Here is a 17,745-nt window from a genome sequence, read left to right as displayed (position 1 = left end):
TATATTAATTTATTCCTCCTCCTAAAGCTTTGTAAAGTAAAACTTGTGAATCGGCATTTTTTAATTGAATGTCAACAAAATCTAATTCAGCCTGAAGTTTGTTTTTTTGAGCACTAATTATCTCCAGATAATTGGCATATCCACTCAAATACAAATCATTCGAAACATTCACAGCTATTTCAAGATGTTCAATTTCTTTCGATTTATACGCTAAAACATCTTGGAAAGCTTCAGTTCGATGTAACAACGCACTTAGCTCATTATAAGCAGTAGTAACCGTATTTTGATACTGAAGAAAAGAAATTTGTTGCTTTTTGTTCGCAATAAAAAATTCCTGTTTAATTAAGCCTTTATTAAAAATCGGAGCTGAAAGACCGCCAAGCAATTGCCACGCGAGAGATTCACTGTTAAAAAATGTAGAGAACGAAAAAGAGTTAAGTCCGCCATAAGCACCCAGATTCAAAGTTGGAAAAAAAGCAGCACGAGCAGCCTTCGCATCCGCATTTGTAGCTGCTAACTCATAATAAGCTTCAGACACATCAGGTCTCTTATGAATGATAGAATCCACACTTATCTTCTGATTTAAAACTTCAAGATGTCCAGATAGAAATGTTGAACTTCTTTCAACATTTCCGCCATATTCACCTAAAAGATTCAATAATGCTTTTTCGGTTTGATCAATGCTTAAATCTAATTGTTTCGCTTCGGCAAGAATGTTGTTGTTTTGAGCGTTAAATTGCTGTACAGCCAATTCAGTAGCTTTTCCCACCGATCTTTGTGCTGAAATAATATCAAGAGCACGCTGCTGAGTAACTAGATTTTTTTTATAAATAAGAGCTTGATTATCAAGTGCAATAAGTTTGTAATAAAGCGATGCAATATCACTAAGCAGTCTTGTTTGCAACAATCTCATTCCTTCTTGCGATGCAAAAAAACGTTCGCGAGCCGCCTTTTTTCGATTGCTTAATTTCCCCCATATATCAGCTTCCCAAGATAGCTTTCCAGCCAGAAATAAATTTGGAGTTACATCAGTAGCAATTCTTTGTTTGTCTTTTATATTTTGTGACAAGTTAGTGTCAAAATTCCCTACACCTTCCATGGTATATTTACCATAATGTGTTCCAGAAGCATCTGTCTGAATTTCAAAAGACGGTAACAAGGCAAGTTTTGCCACTTTTAGATGAGAATTGGCAATTGCTATTCTTTCCTGCATGATCAAATAGTCCGGATTTTGAGCAATCGCTTTGTCTAATAATTTCTCTAATAAAGGATCTTTAAAGTAAGTATCGGTTTTTAAAGGAATAAAAGCGTCAAGATTTTCTGCTGATTTTTTTCGTTTAGCATCAAAATTCTCAGGTAATGTTTTTGCTTTTTGCTGTTCTGCCACCTTAGGGGCAGAACAAGCTGATAATACAACAACAAAAGCTATTATTAGAATAGAATTTGAGTTGTTTCTCATAAAATTCCATAAAGAATTTACGATTTTAGGAGATTTATTGAGTGATTTTTTCATTGTTTAAAGTTATTTTTTCATTGCTTTTTCAAGTTTTGCAAAAAGGATATAAAGGCCGGGAATAATTATAAGTCCAAAAATGGTACCTATCAACATTCCTCCGGCAGCAGCGGTACCAATAGATCGGTTACCAATTGCACCGGCTCCTGAGGCAATACACAAAGGAATAAGTCCTGATATAAAAGCAAATGAAGTCATTAAAATAGGCCTGAAACGAAGTCTTGCGCCTTCGATTGCTGCTTCGGTAATATCTTGTCCTAGTTTGTTTTGAGCCATGGCAAATTCTACAATCAGAATGGCATTTTTGGCTAGCAGTCCTATAAGCATGACTAAAGCAACCTGAGCATAAATATTATTGTCTAACCCCACAGCAAGAAGCGCAAGATAAGAGCCAAAAACACCAACAGGAAGTGATAGAAGTACTGGAAAAGGAAGCAGTAAACTTTCATATTGAGCAGCAAGCAATAAGTAAACAAACAGCAAGCATAGGGCAAAAATGTAGATCGTTTGATTTCCAGATAGAATTTCCTCACGCGTCATACCAGACCATTCAAGTTCAAACTTGTTAGGAAGCTTTTCGGCCGCAAGTTTCTCTACAGCTGCGATGGCTTCACCAGAGCTGTAACCTGCAGCAGGTTCTCCGTTAATCATTGCTGACATGTACATATTATAACGTGTTAGCACTTCAGGACCGTATACGCGTTCTAATTTTACAAATGTTGAAAACGGAACCATTTCGCCAGCGTCATTTTTAAGATACATATCTAAGATGCTTTCAGGATTCTTTCTAAACTCTGGTCCTGCTTGTACCATTACTTTATACATTTGAGAAAAACGAATAAAGTTTGTAGCATAAAAAGATCCCAACATCGTTTGTAGCGTAGACATGGCATTCTCTACAGAAACTCCTTTTTTTGCTGCCATATCGTAATCAATATGGATTAAATACTGAGGGAAAGTAGCATCAAAACTAGTGAATGAATTTTGTATTTCAGGTGAAGCATTTAATTCTTTTATAAAGTTTTTAGTAACTTCATCCGTATTACTTATCGGACCTCCAGATTTATCAAGAATACGCAATTCAAAACCGCTGGTATTACCAAATCCAGGAACAGTTGGCGGTGCGAAAATCTCAATCTGAGCATCTGAAATGCCTTTTGTTTTTTGAGTTAATTGTGTAATGAATTCATTAACAGATATATTCCGATCGCTCCAGTCTTTCAGATTTATCATCCCCATTCCATACGAAGCTCCGGCGATTTCAGTTACAATACTATAACCTGCAAGTGTAGTAACATTATCAACACCTTCAATTTGTTTCGCAATGCGAGTAACTTCGTCAAGCACTTTTTCAGTTCGTTCTACAGTTGCACCTTGTGGCGTTGTAACACTAACATATACCATTCCCTGATCCTCCGATGGAATAAATCCTGAAGGTAAAAATCGAGACGTTCCCCACGTAAGAATACAAAATAGAACCAAAAGACCTACAGTTATAGAGCTTCGATCTGCAAATTTTGAAAGTACTCTGATATATTTTGAAGTGATATTATCAAACCATTTATTGAATCCGGCAAAGAAACGATCTAATAACGAAGTCTTCTTTTTGTTAGGATCGTGCGGTCTTAGCATAATAGCACATAAAGCAGGAGTAAGGGTAAGCGCGTTGATACCTGAGATTACAATACTAATTGCCATCGTTAGTGAGAACTGCCTGTAGAAAACCCCGACAGGCCCGCTCAGGAAAGCTACAGGTATAAACACGGCAGCCATTACAATGGTAATCGCAATAACGGCACCAGTGATTTCTTTCATGGCACTTATAGTTGCCGGTAGAGGATCCATATGTTCTTCAGTAATTTTGACGTGCACGGCTTCGACGACTACAATGGCGTTATCGACGACAATTCCGATCGATAATACCAAGGCAAAAAGAGTCAGCAGGTTTATAGAGAAACCCATCATAGACATAAAAGTAAAAGAGCCAATAAGCGCGACAGGTACTGCCAACACTGGAATAAGAGTAGAGCGCCAGTCTTGAAGAAATATAAAAACAACAAAAGCGACAAGAATAAAAGCCTCTATAAGTGTTTTTAAAACCTCGTCGATTGATGCATCCAGAAAACGAGAAACGTCATAAGCGATATTGTAATTCATCCCGGGAGGAAAAGATGTTCCTTTTAGCTCTGCCATTTTTTCTTTTACGCTGGCAATTACTTCGGAAGCATTAGAGCCCGGACGTTGTTTCAACATAATCGAAGCCGATGGTTTTCCGTCTGTTTTCGAAACCATTCCGTAGCTCATAGATCCCAATTCTATTTTTGAGATATCTTTTAATTTTAGAATCGTTCCATCAGGATTTGCTCTAATTGGGATTTCTTCATATTGTTTAGGTTCAAAAAATTTCCCGCCATACTTTATAACATATTGTAATTGGCTGTCCAGTTGTCCGGATCCTTCACCAACTTTACCCGGAGCGGCCGAAATGTTTTGCTTTTGCAACGAACTAATCACTTCGTTTGCTGCAATGTTGTACGAAAGCATCTTTTGCGGATCAAGCCATACTCTCATCGAGTACTCTTTTTGTCCCATAATTTCAGCACGCCCTACACCGTCAATACGTTTTAGTTCCTGAAGAATATTAATATCAGTAAAATTGAAAATAAACTGTTCGTCCTGAATTTTATCCGTACTGGTAACGTTAAGATACATCAACATACTATTGACTTCTTTTTCAGTAGTTACACCGGCCCGAATTACCTCTTCGGGAAGTTCGTCAAGTATTGTTGTAACACGATTTTGTACGTTAACAGCAGCTAAATCGGGATCGGTTCCTACTTCAAAGAAAACCTGAATAAGTGTTAATCCATCGTTTGATGTTACGGTCGACATATAGGTCATTCCAGGTACACCATTTATAGCACGTTCTAAAGGGAGCGCGACGGCATTGGCGGAAACCTCTGCGTTCGCACCTGTATATTTGGCTGTAACGGTTACAGATGGCGGAACAATATCGGGAAATTGGGTTATGGGAAGCTGGAACAAAGCCAGTAATCCCAAAAGAACTATCATAACCGAGATGATTAATGACAATATTTTTCTTTTGATAAATAACTCTATCATTATATTTTTTTTAGATCAATAATTAAATAATTGTTTGCAGGTTTAAAATCTATATCTGTTTGATGTTGATTTTATCGCCGTCTCTCAATGATTGTGTACCTTCTTGTACAATTAGGTCATTGCTTTTTAGACCGTCGTTTAAGATATAGACATCATCAAGAGTGCTTCCAATTGTAATATTGGTCATTTTAACTATTCCATCTTTTTTTACCACAAATACATATTGTTTGTCCTGAATCGAAAAAACAGCTTTCTGCGGAATTAAAATCGCATTGGTTTTAGGTTCTGAAATAATTAATTTTCCAGAAGTTCCATGTTTTATAAAACCTTGTGGATTGTGAAATTTTGCTTTGTATTGAATAGACCCCGTTTGTCTGTCAATTTCTCCATCAGCGGTTCTTAGTTCTCCCTTTTTGTCGTAAACCATTCCGTTTGGCAATACGAGTTTAATATCACCTTGTGCGTTAAGAGTTTTATCTTCCATCATTTGGAAATAAGTATTCTCAGGAATAGAGAAATAAGCGTAAACGTCGTCTAGTTGAGAAACAGTTGTCAAAAGCGAACCATTTTCGACCAAACTTCCTTCTTTAAATGGAATTCTGTCCACCGTTCCGTCAAATGGTGCACGAATTGTGGTAAAACTAATTTGCTGATTAATTGCTTTTCTTTCTGCAGCAGCGTGAGCCAATTTCGCAGCAGCGGCATCATTTTTCGCTTTAGATAATTCTAATTCTTTATCAGCAATTACTTTTTTATTGAAAAGGGTTTGAGCTTGTTCCAATTCTACAGTTGCAATTCTTAAATCGGCTTTTGCACTTTTGTAAACGGCTTCAGCTTTTAAAAGTTGTATTTGAAGTTCGACGTCGCTTATTTTGAATAAGATTTGTCCTTTTGTTACTTTCTGTCCTTCGCTTACATACACTTTTTCAAGTAATCCCGGAATTCTAACGTGAATTTCTACATTGTTTTTAGCGTGTACATCGGCAACAAATTTGCTCGAAACGATGGTGTCTTTTAAGGTAACTTTATAGACAGGAAGTGTTTTTATGTTGCTGGAATCCTTTTTGGATTTATCGCCACACGAGACTAAAACGAACAACGATAAAGCGAGTAACAGGAATTTATTTTTATAAATATTCATGATGAGGTTTTAAAATTTTGAATAAATAGATCATCTCCCTAATACTGAATACTGGGAGTTTGAATCTTGAATTTGTTTCTGATTACGATCAGAATGAAAAATGATAATGTATTAGGATGCTTCATTTTGAATGAAGAACCGTTTTGGAAAATGTTTTTATATTTAAGATTAATTCATGTAGTATAGGTGCATGAAAATTTTCTCAGAGATTATCTGAAAAAAATAAAAACAACGAAATTCTGTAATCTAGAAAAGTTGGTACAAATGCAAGTGAGTGTGCCTTTGAACCTGATATAGTGAAGCTATACCATATATTAAGCTTTTTTTATAAAGCTTAAAATTTACTAAGTTGCTAAAATAGGGAGCTTTGATCGTACTTTGTTCTAAAGTAGTCGCTCTGGCTTTTATTTTCTTTTTGAGTTTGTAATGAATCTCTAGATTTTTAGAAGAAGAAAAATCTGAAGAATGGATAAGTAGGTCATCAGCAGCAACGCTGTCAAGAGTAATACAACTACTAAAATGTATAGGTTGCTGATACGTTTCGGTGCCCTTAAAAAAAGAAAGCAGCGATAGTAAAATGATATATACGAACTTAGTAGGTTTCATTGACAGTACGGCAGGATTATATTTGTTATCCCAAAAACAAGATTTATAATCGTGATAACGCGCCAAATATAGTAATTGAGAAATTATTGTATCTTAAATTTTCTTTAAAAAAATGTTTTGATTACTCTTATTTAAAGATTGATTTAGTTCAGAGCATTTTATATTTTCTTTAATTTATTAAATATGTCTTGCTTTGTGATATTGATTTCTGGTAAAAAAGATATTGAGTAATGAATGTCGTCATTCTGCTTTAACTATTTTGACATGGAGCTAGATGTTCCAGTAGTATCTTTTAATTCAAAATTAGGGTCGTTTTGAACTTAATACAGAACGGTGCTTAATCTCGCTCCATTCTTGTTGGGATTGTTTTTTATGTCTAACCTCTTTATTTGGAAGTTTTACAGATAAACATTGAGATGTAAAACGACAAAACCCCTAACATTTGTTAGGGGTTTTGAGTTTAGCGGAGAAAGAGGTTCCGTTGTTTTTATGTCAATCCCAGTAAATACAAGGGCTACTATAATATTAATTAAAAGAGGGTCACCTATAGGGTCACTTAACTTTCAGCGTATAAATCATTACGATGTAAAGATAGGAATATCTTTTTAAATGAGTAATTTACAATACTCATTTTGTAAAGATTTGGAAGTCTTAATGAGGCTTACCTAGTTTTTAAAATTAGTTGTACCAACTATTTTTTGATGAAGATGAGGCAGTACTTAAGCACTTCATAACCCATTTATCGTTTCTTGAAAACATAAAATAGTTCAAGTTAATTATCAATCTCCTAATACAAAATTAGAACAGATTAACTAAAGATTTAAAGGGACTAAAACTAAATAGTATATAAAGTGATTATCTATGTCTTATAATTGACAACTTATATAAAGAAGGTATAATGGCAAAAAAAAGAAAGATAATTGGTTCGATTTTTCCTGAAAAGCTAACTTTTGACAAATAGAATATCGAACCACAAGAAGTAATGAAGTACTTAGAGTTATGGTGTTATTTTATAACTAATCATATGTTTTCTGACTTGTACCAAGATGTGACCTTCTTGGTACAAAATTGGAACCTTTTGCTAGAAGATTTCATAATTTTAAGCGACTTGACACAGGTTTGAAAAGAAAACATTTGATTTCTAATGTTCACAAAATAAAATTCAACCTTATTAAAACAGTTTATACAGGAGAACTATAAACTTAAACGAATCAACTATAAAAATCATTCGGATTTTTTGAATTTTCAAGATTTTGAATGAAATATTGAAGGTTTAAAGAAATGATTAAATGGCACCACTTTATTTCCTTACTCTTCTACATTTTTCATTTTCATTAATAAAGAATAAGCTCCTTTTATCACTATTGTTACTGTTTTTAAATCGTTGGAAACAATTTCAGTTAATCCATTTTCTGAATTTCTAATTGCCACTTCCTTCATTTCAAATTGTTTATTTTCGGTGTTCTCAAATTATAGAAATATCAAAACTTGCAGTTAAATTACATCAACTAATGGTAAATTCAAAGTTTTGCCATACAAAATTCAATAATTTAAAATAAAACCTGCGCCAAAGCCCATATCGCTATCATAGTGAGAGGATAGAGAACCCCATCTGGTAATTATATAGCGCAACCCTGCCATATATTCCTTGTCTGTATTCCACATTAAATTCATTCGAAGTCTTTTAGAAACTGGGATGTCCTTACGTTCAAACTGTAATCTGACTTTACCATCTGTGAAAACCTCTGCCTGTGCTACTATTAACATTGGAAGGGTATAGTTGACCCCTAGACTTACTACTGCACGTTTATCTTTAGTATTTTTTTGTCCAAAGAGATTTTTTTCCTGTTCATCTTCTCCCATTTTTCGATATCTCCAGTCAAATCCTATAAATGGCATTAACCATTGCATTTTTCCAATATATCGACCAATGTGTGTTTCAGTTTCATAACCATGCATATCATTGTATCCTAATCTCCATTCGGTTCCAATACTCCAGCGCGTACTTTGATACATTGCTTCACCATCATTTCCATTGGTTGCAAAATCATTCTCTGCCATAAAATGAAATTTCCTGTCGTCTGCAAAGAGTTTTCGTTGTGCTAATTTTGGGTCTGGAATTTCAGGGTTGGCAGGTTGGTTTTCGTAGGTAAAAACCCTTCCCATTCCGCTCATCATATGGTATAAAATATGGCAGTGAAAAAACCAGTCCCCATCTACGTTGGCATTAAATTCCAGCGTATCTGTTTCCATCGGCATTATATCAATCACATTTTTTAACGGTGCATACTCTCCTTGGCCATTAAGGACTCTGAAGTCATGACCATGTAAGTGCATTGGATGGCGCATCATTGAATTATTATGTAAAACGATGCGTACATTTTCGCCTTTTTTAATTAATATTTTATCAGATTCAGAAACTACCTTATTGTCCAAACTCCAGACATATCGATTCATGTTACCGGTAAGTTCAAATTTTAGTTCTTTAATTGGGGCGTTTTCAGGAAGTGTTGTTTTGGTAGGCGATTTAAGCATTGCATAATTTAGAGTTGTAATATCTGAAAGCGCATTGGCATTGTATTGCTCAGCATCCATTTTCATACCATCCATCTTTGTATTGGTTTTAGGCTTGGTTTCACCCGTGATTTCGGGATACATCACTACATTCATATCCATTTTATTAAGGCTCATGCTCATGCCCATATCATCCAGATCTCCATTCATTTTCATCATACCGTTCATCATCTTCATTCCTTCGAAATATTTAAGCTTTGGCAGGGGTGCCGCTAATTGCTTAGCCCCGCTGCCAATGTACAGGGAGGTAGATTTTGTGCGGTCTTCCGGTGTTGCCAAAAACTCATAAGCTGTTTTGTCAGCTGGAACGGTTACAATTATGTCATAGGTTTCAGAAACTGCAATAATTAATCGATCGACCTCAACTGGTTCTACGTCATTTCCATCATTGGCCACAACCGTAATTTTCCCACCGGCATAGGTAAGCCAAAAGTAGGTTGATGCACCTCCATTGGAAACCCGTAGCCGGACTTTATCACCTGCTTTAAATTGAGAAAGCTGATTTTCATTTTTTCCGTTGATTAAAAATTTGTCGTAATAAACATCACTGACATCCATCGCATTCATTCGCTTCCATTCATTTTTTATTTTGTCCTTAAAATACCCTTGCTTTATAGCTTCAGCATAACTTTGTGTGGTCCCTTTTTTAATAGCAAACCAGTCCGATGCATTGTGCAGCAGTCGGTGTACATTTTCAGGTTTCATATCTGTCCATTCACTCAATACTATGGGAACAGAAGGCAGATCATCGATTCCTTTACGGAAAGTTGGATCATCTGTTCTTTTATTCATTATAAAAGAGCCGTACATGCCTATCTGTTCTTGTAGTTCCGTATGGCTGTGGTACCAATGTGTGCCATGCTGAATAATGGGAAAAGTATATAGATGCGTGGTATGGGGTTTAATTGGCATTTGAGTTAGATTTGGCACACCATCATATTGATTAGGTAAGAATAAGCCATGCCAATGCAGGGAAGTATCTTCATCAAGCTCATTGTGAACATAGATTTCAGCGATATCTCCTTCTGTAAAAGTCAGGGTAGGCATGGGTATTTGTCCATTCACGGCTATAGCCCTTTTTGTTTTTCCTGTAAAATTTACAATTGTATCTCTGATATACAGGTCATATCGAACCACACGTGGCTGTGCGTTATTTTCTTCAGGTTTTTTTTGAGCAATTGTACTATTATTGTTGTCCTGTATTGCTGTATTTCCGTGGTCAGTTTGTTTCTTGGGAATGTCTTTATGCTGCGATATTTTTGTTTGCTTTTTTGTTTTTTCCGGAACTAGTTTCATACCGCACTTTGGGCAGTTTCCCGGTTTGGATTCATGAATATCAGGATGCATTGGACAAGTATAGGTAGTAGGATTTGACTCTTCTTTCGCTGGCTTTTTATCCATTTCCATTGTTTTCATATCCTGCGCCTGAATTAGGACAGGAAGCATGATAGATACGAGTATTGTCAGTATATTTTTCATATTGCTTTTTTAAAGAATAGTGTTCTGTTATTTTTTTTTCATCTCTTTCAACTTGGCTTTCATCTGTGTAATTTCAGCCTGTTGCGCTTTTATAATGTCTTGGGCAAGTTGACTTATTTCTGGATCGTGAAGAGAAGCCTCCTGAGCCATGAGAATTGCCGCCGCATGGTGTGGTATCATTGATTTTAAGAATTGTTTATCATCAACAGCTGCTTGCTGTCTGATGCAGGAAAAAAAAATGATTGCGGCAAGGCTGCCTGTTATAATTAACATTATGTTCCATTTTTTATTCATATACATACTACCCATTACAATAATCTCAATTACGAGCATTGGCATTGTCATTAGTCCTGCCATGTAAAATTGGTTTACATTGGGAATGACATTAGCAAAAATATCGACCATCGAATACATTAGTATGTACATAGAAATAAATGACAATACGATCATAAGGGCTAATTTTTTGTACATTTTGGAGTCTGCCTCTTTAGAATGCTGCTGTGTTGCGTGTTCCATTTTCATATTTTTAGCTTTAAAAGTTATTTTGATTTATCTATTTCCCTGAACAAAACAAGTCTAATGTTATTATAACACTATATCGGCTTAAATGGCAAGGATTTTTTTATGCTCCTGTAGTTTTCAATGTGATATTGTAATACTTATTATTTATTTACTTTTAAGTAATAATTGTAACTCTTCAATCTGATTTTTTAATTTTTCAGTACCCTTCATTTTTTTCTGTTCTGCAATTGTTAAGGCTTTTTTTGCTGCCTCAATAGCATTGGGATAATCCTTCAGTTCTAAAGATACTTTCTGTCTTAAAGTGGGATAATAAAAATTTTCGGGATCCAATTTTTCAGCCTCAGCTAACCAGGATACTGCTTGGTTATTTGCTCTTCCCGTGGTTGAATAATAATTTGCTGCCTGAAACAATAAAGTAGCATTTTGACTTTTCTCTTTAATAATATATTTGTCAATTAGGGCTAAAATTTCTTTGTCAGCTTTGCTTTTCATTGGTATTTTAACCATAGTATTTTCCCATTCTATTTTAAGGAAACCTTCCCCTTTACTATTGATATCGTTTAATTCGATAGTAAAAGTTTCGTAAAAATTAGTCGTTTTTTCTGTGGGAACGCTAAAACGCATAACATCTTTTTTCTCATCATAGCCAGTTTCTCCATGTAAAGTAATATCACTATTTATGATGATAGTCCACTCATTTTCAGAAGGAATTGAAAATATAGAATAGGTTCCTGTTTTTAAAATATTTTCTCCAAAGGTGATGTCCTCATTAGTACTGATGGTCGTGCAGTCACTGGCACCTGTTCGCCATAGTTTACCAAAGGGCACCAATTCACCAAATATTTTTCGTTCTCTTGCCAAGGGTCTGCTATAGGCCATTTTAATTGTTGAACTTCCGATTTCTTGTTGAAATGATGCCGAAGGACTTGCAGGAGTGAGTTTAATTTGAACTTTTTCTTGTGCAAAAATTAATAATGATTGCATAATAATGAAGCTCAGTAGAATTATTTTTTTCATAATTTTTTAATTTTAATTTTAAATTGATTTTGATATTTTTTCCATTATTGAATGGTCTGTTCCAAACTTGCAAATCGCATCGCAATTAGCTCTTAGTTCAGAAAACAGGATGTATTTTATATTCATTTTAGAATTTTTTATAACAGGTCTATTTAGCTGCAGAACTACATCCTTTTCACGGTTATTTGGAATAATAATATAAAAAACTTCTTGACCGCTTGATAGGGTGAAGTATAGGTCAGATAACCGCAGTATGCCTGAGTAGATACTGGTGCTCTTTTCCACTTCAAAGGCTCCTATAATTTTATTTGTACCTTTTTTGAACCAGAGTACATCAATAAGCTTGATCGTATTTTGAGTATCCTTGTCTGTAGGCAGCTCAGGGAATTTTCCAAGTGAAATAAAGGAGAAATTTTGTCCATTAAATGATTTGTTTTTATCATTGCTTGCCGGGGTAACATCGAACCCCAGAGAAATGCCTATTTTTAGCAGATGGTATTGCATCTCACTATGCAGATTTTCCTCCAGTTTTTCTTCGAGTATTTCTTTTTGACGCTTGTGTACGTTTTTTTCGAATCTTGAACGTTCTGCCTCGCTTAAATACTCATCGTTACCGATTAGCATTTTCTGAGTTCCAATTTCAAAACACAATCCTGCAATGGCACCCAAATCATTTGACAGCTGAGATTTATGCAAAGTGTTAGTTTCCATCAAAGTTTCTCTTATTTTAAGATATTCTGTCCAACTTCCCAATTTTTTTTTGTCTTTAAAAAGAAAATTAAAACCATTGAGAATAGCAGTGTTGAATGGCGGGAACCAGGTTGGGTGTATGAAATACAAAATACTGGCAACCGCAGGCCCTAATCCTTTAATTTTTAATTCATCGAGTTTTATGATTTCTTTTACAACCTGCTCTTCAGACTTGGCATTGATACAATTTTCAAGGAATTGACCGAAAGCCAATTTATTGTTTTGATTTTCATAGATATCGGGAATGCGCAATTTGGGTTTCCAATAAAACGGATGGGAAACACCTGCAAAGACTTGTTTTTGTTCAGCAATGCAACTCAGAACAAATTCTAAGCTGCTTTCTTTAAAATCATTAGGAAAGGTTTTCTTTTTAATATCCTCAATGACTTGTAAAACACCGCGTCTTATAGTCCGAAATGCCTTTAACCGTTGGTTGTTATCTATAAACCAGGTATTATAGACACTTTCGTTATCGTTTTTATACTGCAGAATAATTTGTCCTAGATTGGTCATTTGTTTTTATAATAAATTATTATTCTTTAGAGTTTTAAGCTTCTCAATCGCAATGCATTGACAATAACAGATACCGAGCTAAAACTCATTGCCAGGGCAGCAATCATAGGAGAAAGTAATATTCCGAAAAACGGATATAAAACTCCCGCAGCTACTGGTACGCCTAAGACATTATAAATAAAAGCAAAGAATAGGTTTTGCTTGATGTTGCGCATTACAGCGTGGCTCAGATTTTTTGCTTTTACAATTCCTTGCAAATCTCCTTTTACCAAAGTAATCTTGGCACTTTCTATCGCAACATCTGTTCCTGTTCCCATCGCAATGCCAATGTCCGATTGTGCCAAAGCTGGCGCATCGTTAATACCATCTCCTGCCATAGCCACAACTTTTCCTTCAGCTTGTAATTTTTCTATTACTTTTAATTTGTCTTCCGGTAAACAACCTGCTTGGAAAGAGGTTAAATGCAACTCGTCAGCAACAGCTTTGGCAGTATTTACATTATCTCCCGTAAGCATAATTACTTCAACTCCTTGACGCATTAATTCTTTTATAGCAGCAGCACTGGTTTCTTTTATAGCATCGGTTATCGTTACAAATCCCACTACGTTCTTATCTACAGCGATATAAGAAACTGTTTTTCCTAATTTTTGTTCGGCAATAATTTTCTCTTCAATTGTGGCAGATATAGCTGCGCCTACTTGCTCCATTAATTTTTTATTCCCTAATGCGATCTTTTTATCAATAGCAGTTCCAATAACTCCTTTTCCTGCAATATTTTCAAAATCATCGACTTTCGTTAAAGAGACATTCTTTGCTTTTGCAAATTTTACTACTGCTTGTGCTAAAGGATGTTCGCTATACTGATTTAAAGAAGCAATGTATTGCAACAGTTCATCTTCTGAATATTGAAATGCAACAATTTTTTCTACCGAAGGTTTCCCTTCTGTAATTGTTCCTGTTTTATCAGTAATCAGAACATTTACCTTATCCATTTTTTCTAAAGCTTCAGCATTTTTTATCAGAATTCCCGATTGAGCGCCTTTTCCAACTCCTACCATTACAGACATGGGCGTTGCCAATCCTAAAGCACAAGGACAGGCAATAATTAATACCGCAATGGCATTTATAAACCCATAGACCAATGCCGGTTCGGGACCAAATTTTGCCCAAATGAAAAAGGTAAGAATGGAAATTACAACAACAATTGGTACAAAATATTTAGCAATACTATCGGCTAGTTTTTGAATTGGTGCTCTGGAACGACTTGCATTATTAACCATCTGTATAATTTGCGAAAGCAAGGTTTCCGAACCAACTTTTTCGGCAATCATGATAAATGATTTGTTTCCGTTTATAGTTCCTGAAGACACCATATCGCCTATTTTTTTATCTACAGGAATTGGTTCACCGGTAATCATCGATTCGTCTATTGTACTTTCACCATCGGTTATTTTCCCATCCACAGGAATTTTATCTCCGGGTTTTACCCGTAATAAATTACCTTTTTTTATATCATGGATTGAGATTACTTTATCACCGCCATCAATTACCAAAGTAGCTTCGGTAGGAGCCAATTTTAATAATTCTTTTATAGCACCACTGGTTTGACTGTGCGCTCTGGCTTCAAGCAATTGTCCTAATAAAACCAAAGTCAGAATAACTGTTGTGGCCTCGAAGTACAATAGTACTGTTCCGTGCTGGGTCTTAAATTCACTTGGAAAAATGTCTGGAAAAAACATTCCAACTAAACTAAATAAAAATGCCACTCCTGTACCAATTCCGATAAGGGTAAACATATTTAAATTCCATGTGATTATTGATTTCCATGCTCGTACAAAAAATACCCAGCAGGCATAAAAGACAACAGGAAGTGATAAAATAAGCTGTACCCAATTCCATTTAGCCGCATCCATTAGTTGAAGTAGAGGATTGTTGTGTGCCATTTCTATCATGGCAATGGCGAAAACAGGAACTGTAAATACAACCGCTATTTTCATTTTCTTAACCAAACCCTTATAAATCCTTTGTTCTTCGCTTTCGCTTGGTTCCATTGGTACTAGATCCATCCCGCAAATAGGACATGATCCTGGCGCATTGGTTATAATTTCCGGATGCATAGAGCATGTGTATTGCTGAACCTGAACAACGGCTGGTTCTTGTACCAAATGCATTCCGCATACAGGACAATCTCCCGGTTTATCATACATTTTATCGCCTTCACAATGCATCGGGCAATAGTATTTTCCACCCGCATCATTATGAGGCGCAGCTAACTTTTTATGATCACGATCGTTAGCAGTACTACAGCATGATTTCTCTGCTGTTTTTTCTTGCGAATGAGTCGTGTGGGTCATTTCAATGGTGTACTTTCCAACCGCAGTCAATGCTTCCTGCAGTTGCTCGGTCGCAATATGTTTTTCCATTATAATGGTTGCCAATGGGGGATCTAGAGTGACATTTGCCTTTACTCCCTCCACAGCATTTAATGTTTTTTCTACTTTCGTACGACATCCATCGCAAGTCATTCCCGATATTGTATAGGTGTGTGTCATAAGGTTATTTTTTTTACAGTTTAGAAGCGTTATTTACTTAATATATAGAAAGTTAGTGTTTTTTTTTTAGTAAACGTGTGATTTCAATTTACTTAAAATGACTTGTTGTTCATCAGCTGTTACAGCTTATTGTAAAACACTGAAAAATAATTACAAATAGTTATGTATTTAGATTCTAATTATTTAATTATTTCTTTCACCTCACCACACTTGAGCATTTTTTCTCCAAAGTAAGGATTACGCACTTCTTTGGTAGGACTAATCCATACGGCTCCTTTATTGTCGAAAGCCATTGGACAATATTCCACGTATAGTTCAGCCTCGGCCATTCCTGCTTTTTTTAGCAAGGCAACCATTTCATTGCTTAGTTTAGAATAAGCAGCCCGCTGCTTTTCAATATCAGGAGCTGAAACGATTGATGCAGCGCTTGCTGCAAGATTACTGCTGTTGCTAATTTCCCGTGCTCCCGCTTCAATCGCATTGGCTGCCAGTTTTGCTTCCCCGAGATTATCTTGGGTAAGGGCTACTGTTAAATGGGCATACTGGCTGTATATCGCATTTAAGACATCATCATTTATCCTGATTTCGGCTTCCTTTGAAATTGGGACAGAAGTTTCACTATCCTTAGGATTCTCTTGCTTTTTGTTTTCATTATTACCGCAGGCAATAAGTAAGAAGATTGATAATATTTGGATTCCTATTTTGATTATTTTTTTCATCGTCTGTTGTGAGATTGGTTATTACATTTTCATTCCTGACATTGGGTTTTTACCTTTCTTTAATATAAATTCACTGTACAGGAGATAGGCGCCAGATGCAACAACGACATCACCTTTTTTTAATCCGCTAGTAATTTCGACTTCATCGAAGGTTTCCGAACCAATCGCCACCATTCTAGGCTGATATTTGCCTTTTCCAATTTCAATCCAAACATGTGTGCCGCTTCCGTCTCTTATAACAGCATCCACAGGTATGGTCAATTTCATTTTCTGTTCTGAGGAAGGCAGTAAAACAATTGCCTGCTGACCTGCCTGCCATTGATTGTTTGGATTGGCAATAGTACCACGCAGCTGTATTATCTGCTTACTTGTTTGCAGGGCAGGATTTATAAAATCTACGGTCATTGTTTGGGGCTGATCTTCATAACCCGAGACTATAACTTTAACCTTTTGGCCGGTTTTAATTTTACCTGCATCGGCTGGATAAACATCAGCTTCGACCCATAAACGATTGTAATCTTCTAATTTCATAATAGAGGCTCCTTCTGCTACATATTGGCCTTCTGTAATGGAAAGTTCTGCAACTATTCCTGAGTTTGGAGAATAATAATCAACATAAGGGGATGCTTTTTGTTTTTTGAATAATTCATTAAGCTGGGCTTCGGACTGACCGTACAATAATAGTTTTTGTTTTGCAGCACTTTTTATTTGGGCAAAGCGTTTATCCTCGGCAAAGCTTGTGGCCTGTGCTGTGGCGATGAGGTACTCCTGTTGCAGGGCTGATAGCTGCTCTGAATATATTCTGTATAAAGGCTGGCCTTTTTGAACGGGAACACCAGTTTCTTTTACATACAACTCTTCAATCCTTCCTGCCACTCGGCTTGAGATGTAAATAGTTTGCTCAGGGTCAGTAACCAAACGTCCATTGAGACGGGAAGAATTTGAAAATTCATTTTCTCCGGCAGTTATTGTAGTCAAATTGGCTAGAGCTTGCTGGCTTGGCCCCAAGGTTAGAAAGTCCTGTGAGTTGTTTTTTTCGAAGGGCACTAAATCCATTCCACAGATTGGGCATGAGCCAGGACTATCTTTTACAATTTGCGGATGCATGGGACAGGTATAGGTTTGAACTTTTTCCTGACTGACTTTTTTTTCTTCTTTTTGGGCACATGCTGTAAATAGAAGTGGAAAAACCATTGCAATGAGCAAAATAGTACGAATTATTGATTTACTGTTCAT

11 protein-coding genes are annotated in these 17,745 nt (G+C 35.9%); all 11 read right to left on the bottom strand.

The annotated features are described in order from the left end of the window. Positions 1-4: 4 nt before the first annotated feature. On the bottom strand, positions 5-1,513 hold the full coding sequence (locus tag ACHRVZ_RS05850) for a TolC family protein (RefSeq protein ID WP_395421253.1): 1,509 nt from the start codon (positions 1,511-1,513) through the stop codon (positions 5-7). A 9-nt stretch (positions 1,514-1,522) separates the two neighbouring features. Continuing rightward, positions 1,523-4,636 (bottom strand): efflux RND transporter permease subunit, encoded by a 3,114-nt coding sequence (locus ACHRVZ_RS05845; RefSeq protein ID WP_395421252.1) that lies wholly within the window; start codon positions 4,634-4,636, stop codon positions 1,523-1,525. Positions 4,637-4,685: 49 nt separating this feature from the next. Further along, a complete protein-coding gene (locus ACHRVZ_RS05840) occupies positions 4,686-5,777 on the bottom strand; it encodes an efflux RND transporter periplasmic adaptor subunit (RefSeq protein WP_395421251.1) in 1,092 nt (363 codons plus the stop codon). A 1,914-nt stretch (positions 5,778-7,691) separates the two neighbouring features. After that, positions 7,692-7,823: a hypothetical protein gene (locus tag ACHRVZ_RS05835; RefSeq protein WP_395421249.1), complete on the bottom strand. Its 132-nt coding sequence runs from the start codon at positions 7,821-7,823 to the stop codon at positions 7,692-7,694. Positions 7,824-7,925: 102 nt separating this feature from the next. Next, positions 7,926-10,436, bottom strand: coding sequence for a multicopper oxidase domain-containing protein (locus tag ACHRVZ_RS05830; RefSeq protein WP_035650012.1), 2,511 nt, complete (start codon positions 10,434-10,436; stop codon positions 7,926-7,928). Between the two features lie 27 nt (positions 10,437-10,463). Continuing rightward, complete coding sequence (locus ACHRVZ_RS05825; RefSeq protein ID WP_238567995.1) at positions 10,464-10,952, bottom strand: DUF305 domain-containing protein; 489 nt, start codon at positions 10,950-10,952, stop codon at positions 10,464-10,466. 150 nt (positions 10,953-11,102) lie between these two features. Next, entirely contained in the window at positions 11,103-11,975 is an 873-nt protein-coding gene (locus ACHRVZ_RS05820; protein ID WP_395421248.1) for a DUF2911 domain-containing protein, read from the bottom strand. A gap of 18 nt (positions 11,976-11,993) precedes the next feature. Further along, positions 11,994-13,238, bottom strand: a complete 1,245-nt coding sequence (locus tag ACHRVZ_RS05815) for a hypothetical protein (protein ID WP_230039746.1) — start codon at positions 13,236-13,238, stop codon at positions 11,994-11,996. Positions 13,239-13,264: 26 nt separating this feature from the next. Continuing rightward, positions 13,265-15,790, bottom strand: a complete 2,526-nt coding sequence (locus tag ACHRVZ_RS05810) for a heavy metal translocating P-type ATPase (RefSeq protein WP_395421246.1) — start codon at positions 15,788-15,790, stop codon at positions 13,265-13,267. A gap of 179 nt (positions 15,791-15,969) precedes the next feature. Next, positions 15,970-16,509 carry a DUF3347 domain-containing protein gene (locus ACHRVZ_RS05805; protein ID WP_035650025.1) on the bottom strand — a complete coding sequence of 180 codons (540 nt, stop codon included), beginning with the start codon at positions 16,507-16,509 and terminating at the stop codon, positions 15,970-15,972. A 21-nt stretch (positions 16,510-16,530) separates the two neighbouring features. Further along, a complete protein-coding gene (locus ACHRVZ_RS05800) occupies positions 16,531-17,745 on the bottom strand; it encodes an efflux RND transporter periplasmic adaptor subunit (protein ID WP_035650027.1) in 1,215 nt (404 codons plus the stop codon).

It is taken from the genome of Flavobacterium sp. FlaQc-57, assembly GCF_044007395.1.
Lineage (GTDB): Bacteria > Bacteroidota > Bacteroidia > Flavobacteriales > Flavobacteriaceae > Flavobacterium.
The sequence above is the reverse complement of the archived record's forward strand: the minus strand, read 5'-3'. Positions and strand labels throughout refer to the sequence as shown.

Bases quoted from the DNA above. Each gene is read 5' to 3' on its own strand.
- ACHRVZ_RS05805 (WP_035650025.1), bottom strand. From the start codon at position 16,509: ATGAAAAAAATAATCAAAATAGGAATCCAAATATTATCAATCTTCTTA.
- ACHRVZ_RS05820 (WP_395421248.1), bottom strand. From the start codon at position 11,975: ATGAAAAAAATAATTCTACTGAGCTTCATTATTATGCAATCATTATTA.
- ACHRVZ_RS05840 (WP_395421251.1), bottom strand. From the start codon at position 5,777: ATGAATATTTATAAAAATAAATTCCTGTTACTCGCTTTATCGTTGTTC.
- ACHRVZ_RS05845 (WP_395421252.1), bottom strand. From the start codon at position 4,636: ATGATAGAGTTATTTATCAAAAGAAAAATATTGTCATTAATCATCTCG.
- ACHRVZ_RS05830 (WP_035650012.1), bottom strand. From the start codon at position 10,436: ATGAAAAATATACTGACAATACTCGTATCTATCATGCTTCCTGTCCTA.
- ACHRVZ_RS05810 (WP_395421246.1), bottom strand. From the start codon at position 15,790: ATGACACACACCTATACAATATCGGGAATGACTTGCGATGGATGTCGT.
- ACHRVZ_RS05800 (WP_035650027.1), bottom strand. From the start codon at position 17,745: ATGAACAGTAAATCAATAATTCGTACTATTTTGCTCATTGCAATGGTT.
- ACHRVZ_RS05815 (WP_230039746.1), bottom strand. From the start codon at position 13,238: ATGACCAATCTAGGACAAATTATTCTGCAGTATAAAAACGATAACGAA.
- ACHRVZ_RS05835 (WP_395421249.1), bottom strand. From the start codon at position 7,823: ATGAAGGAAGTGGCAATTAGAAATTCAGAAAATGGATTAACTGAAATT.
- ACHRVZ_RS05825 (WP_238567995.1), bottom strand. From the start codon at position 10,952: ATGGAACACGCAACACAGCAGCATTCTAAAGAGGCAGACTCCAAAATG.
- ACHRVZ_RS05850 (WP_395421253.1), bottom strand. From the start codon at position 1,513: ATGAAAAAATCACTCAATAAATCTCCTAAAATCGTAAATTCTTTATGG.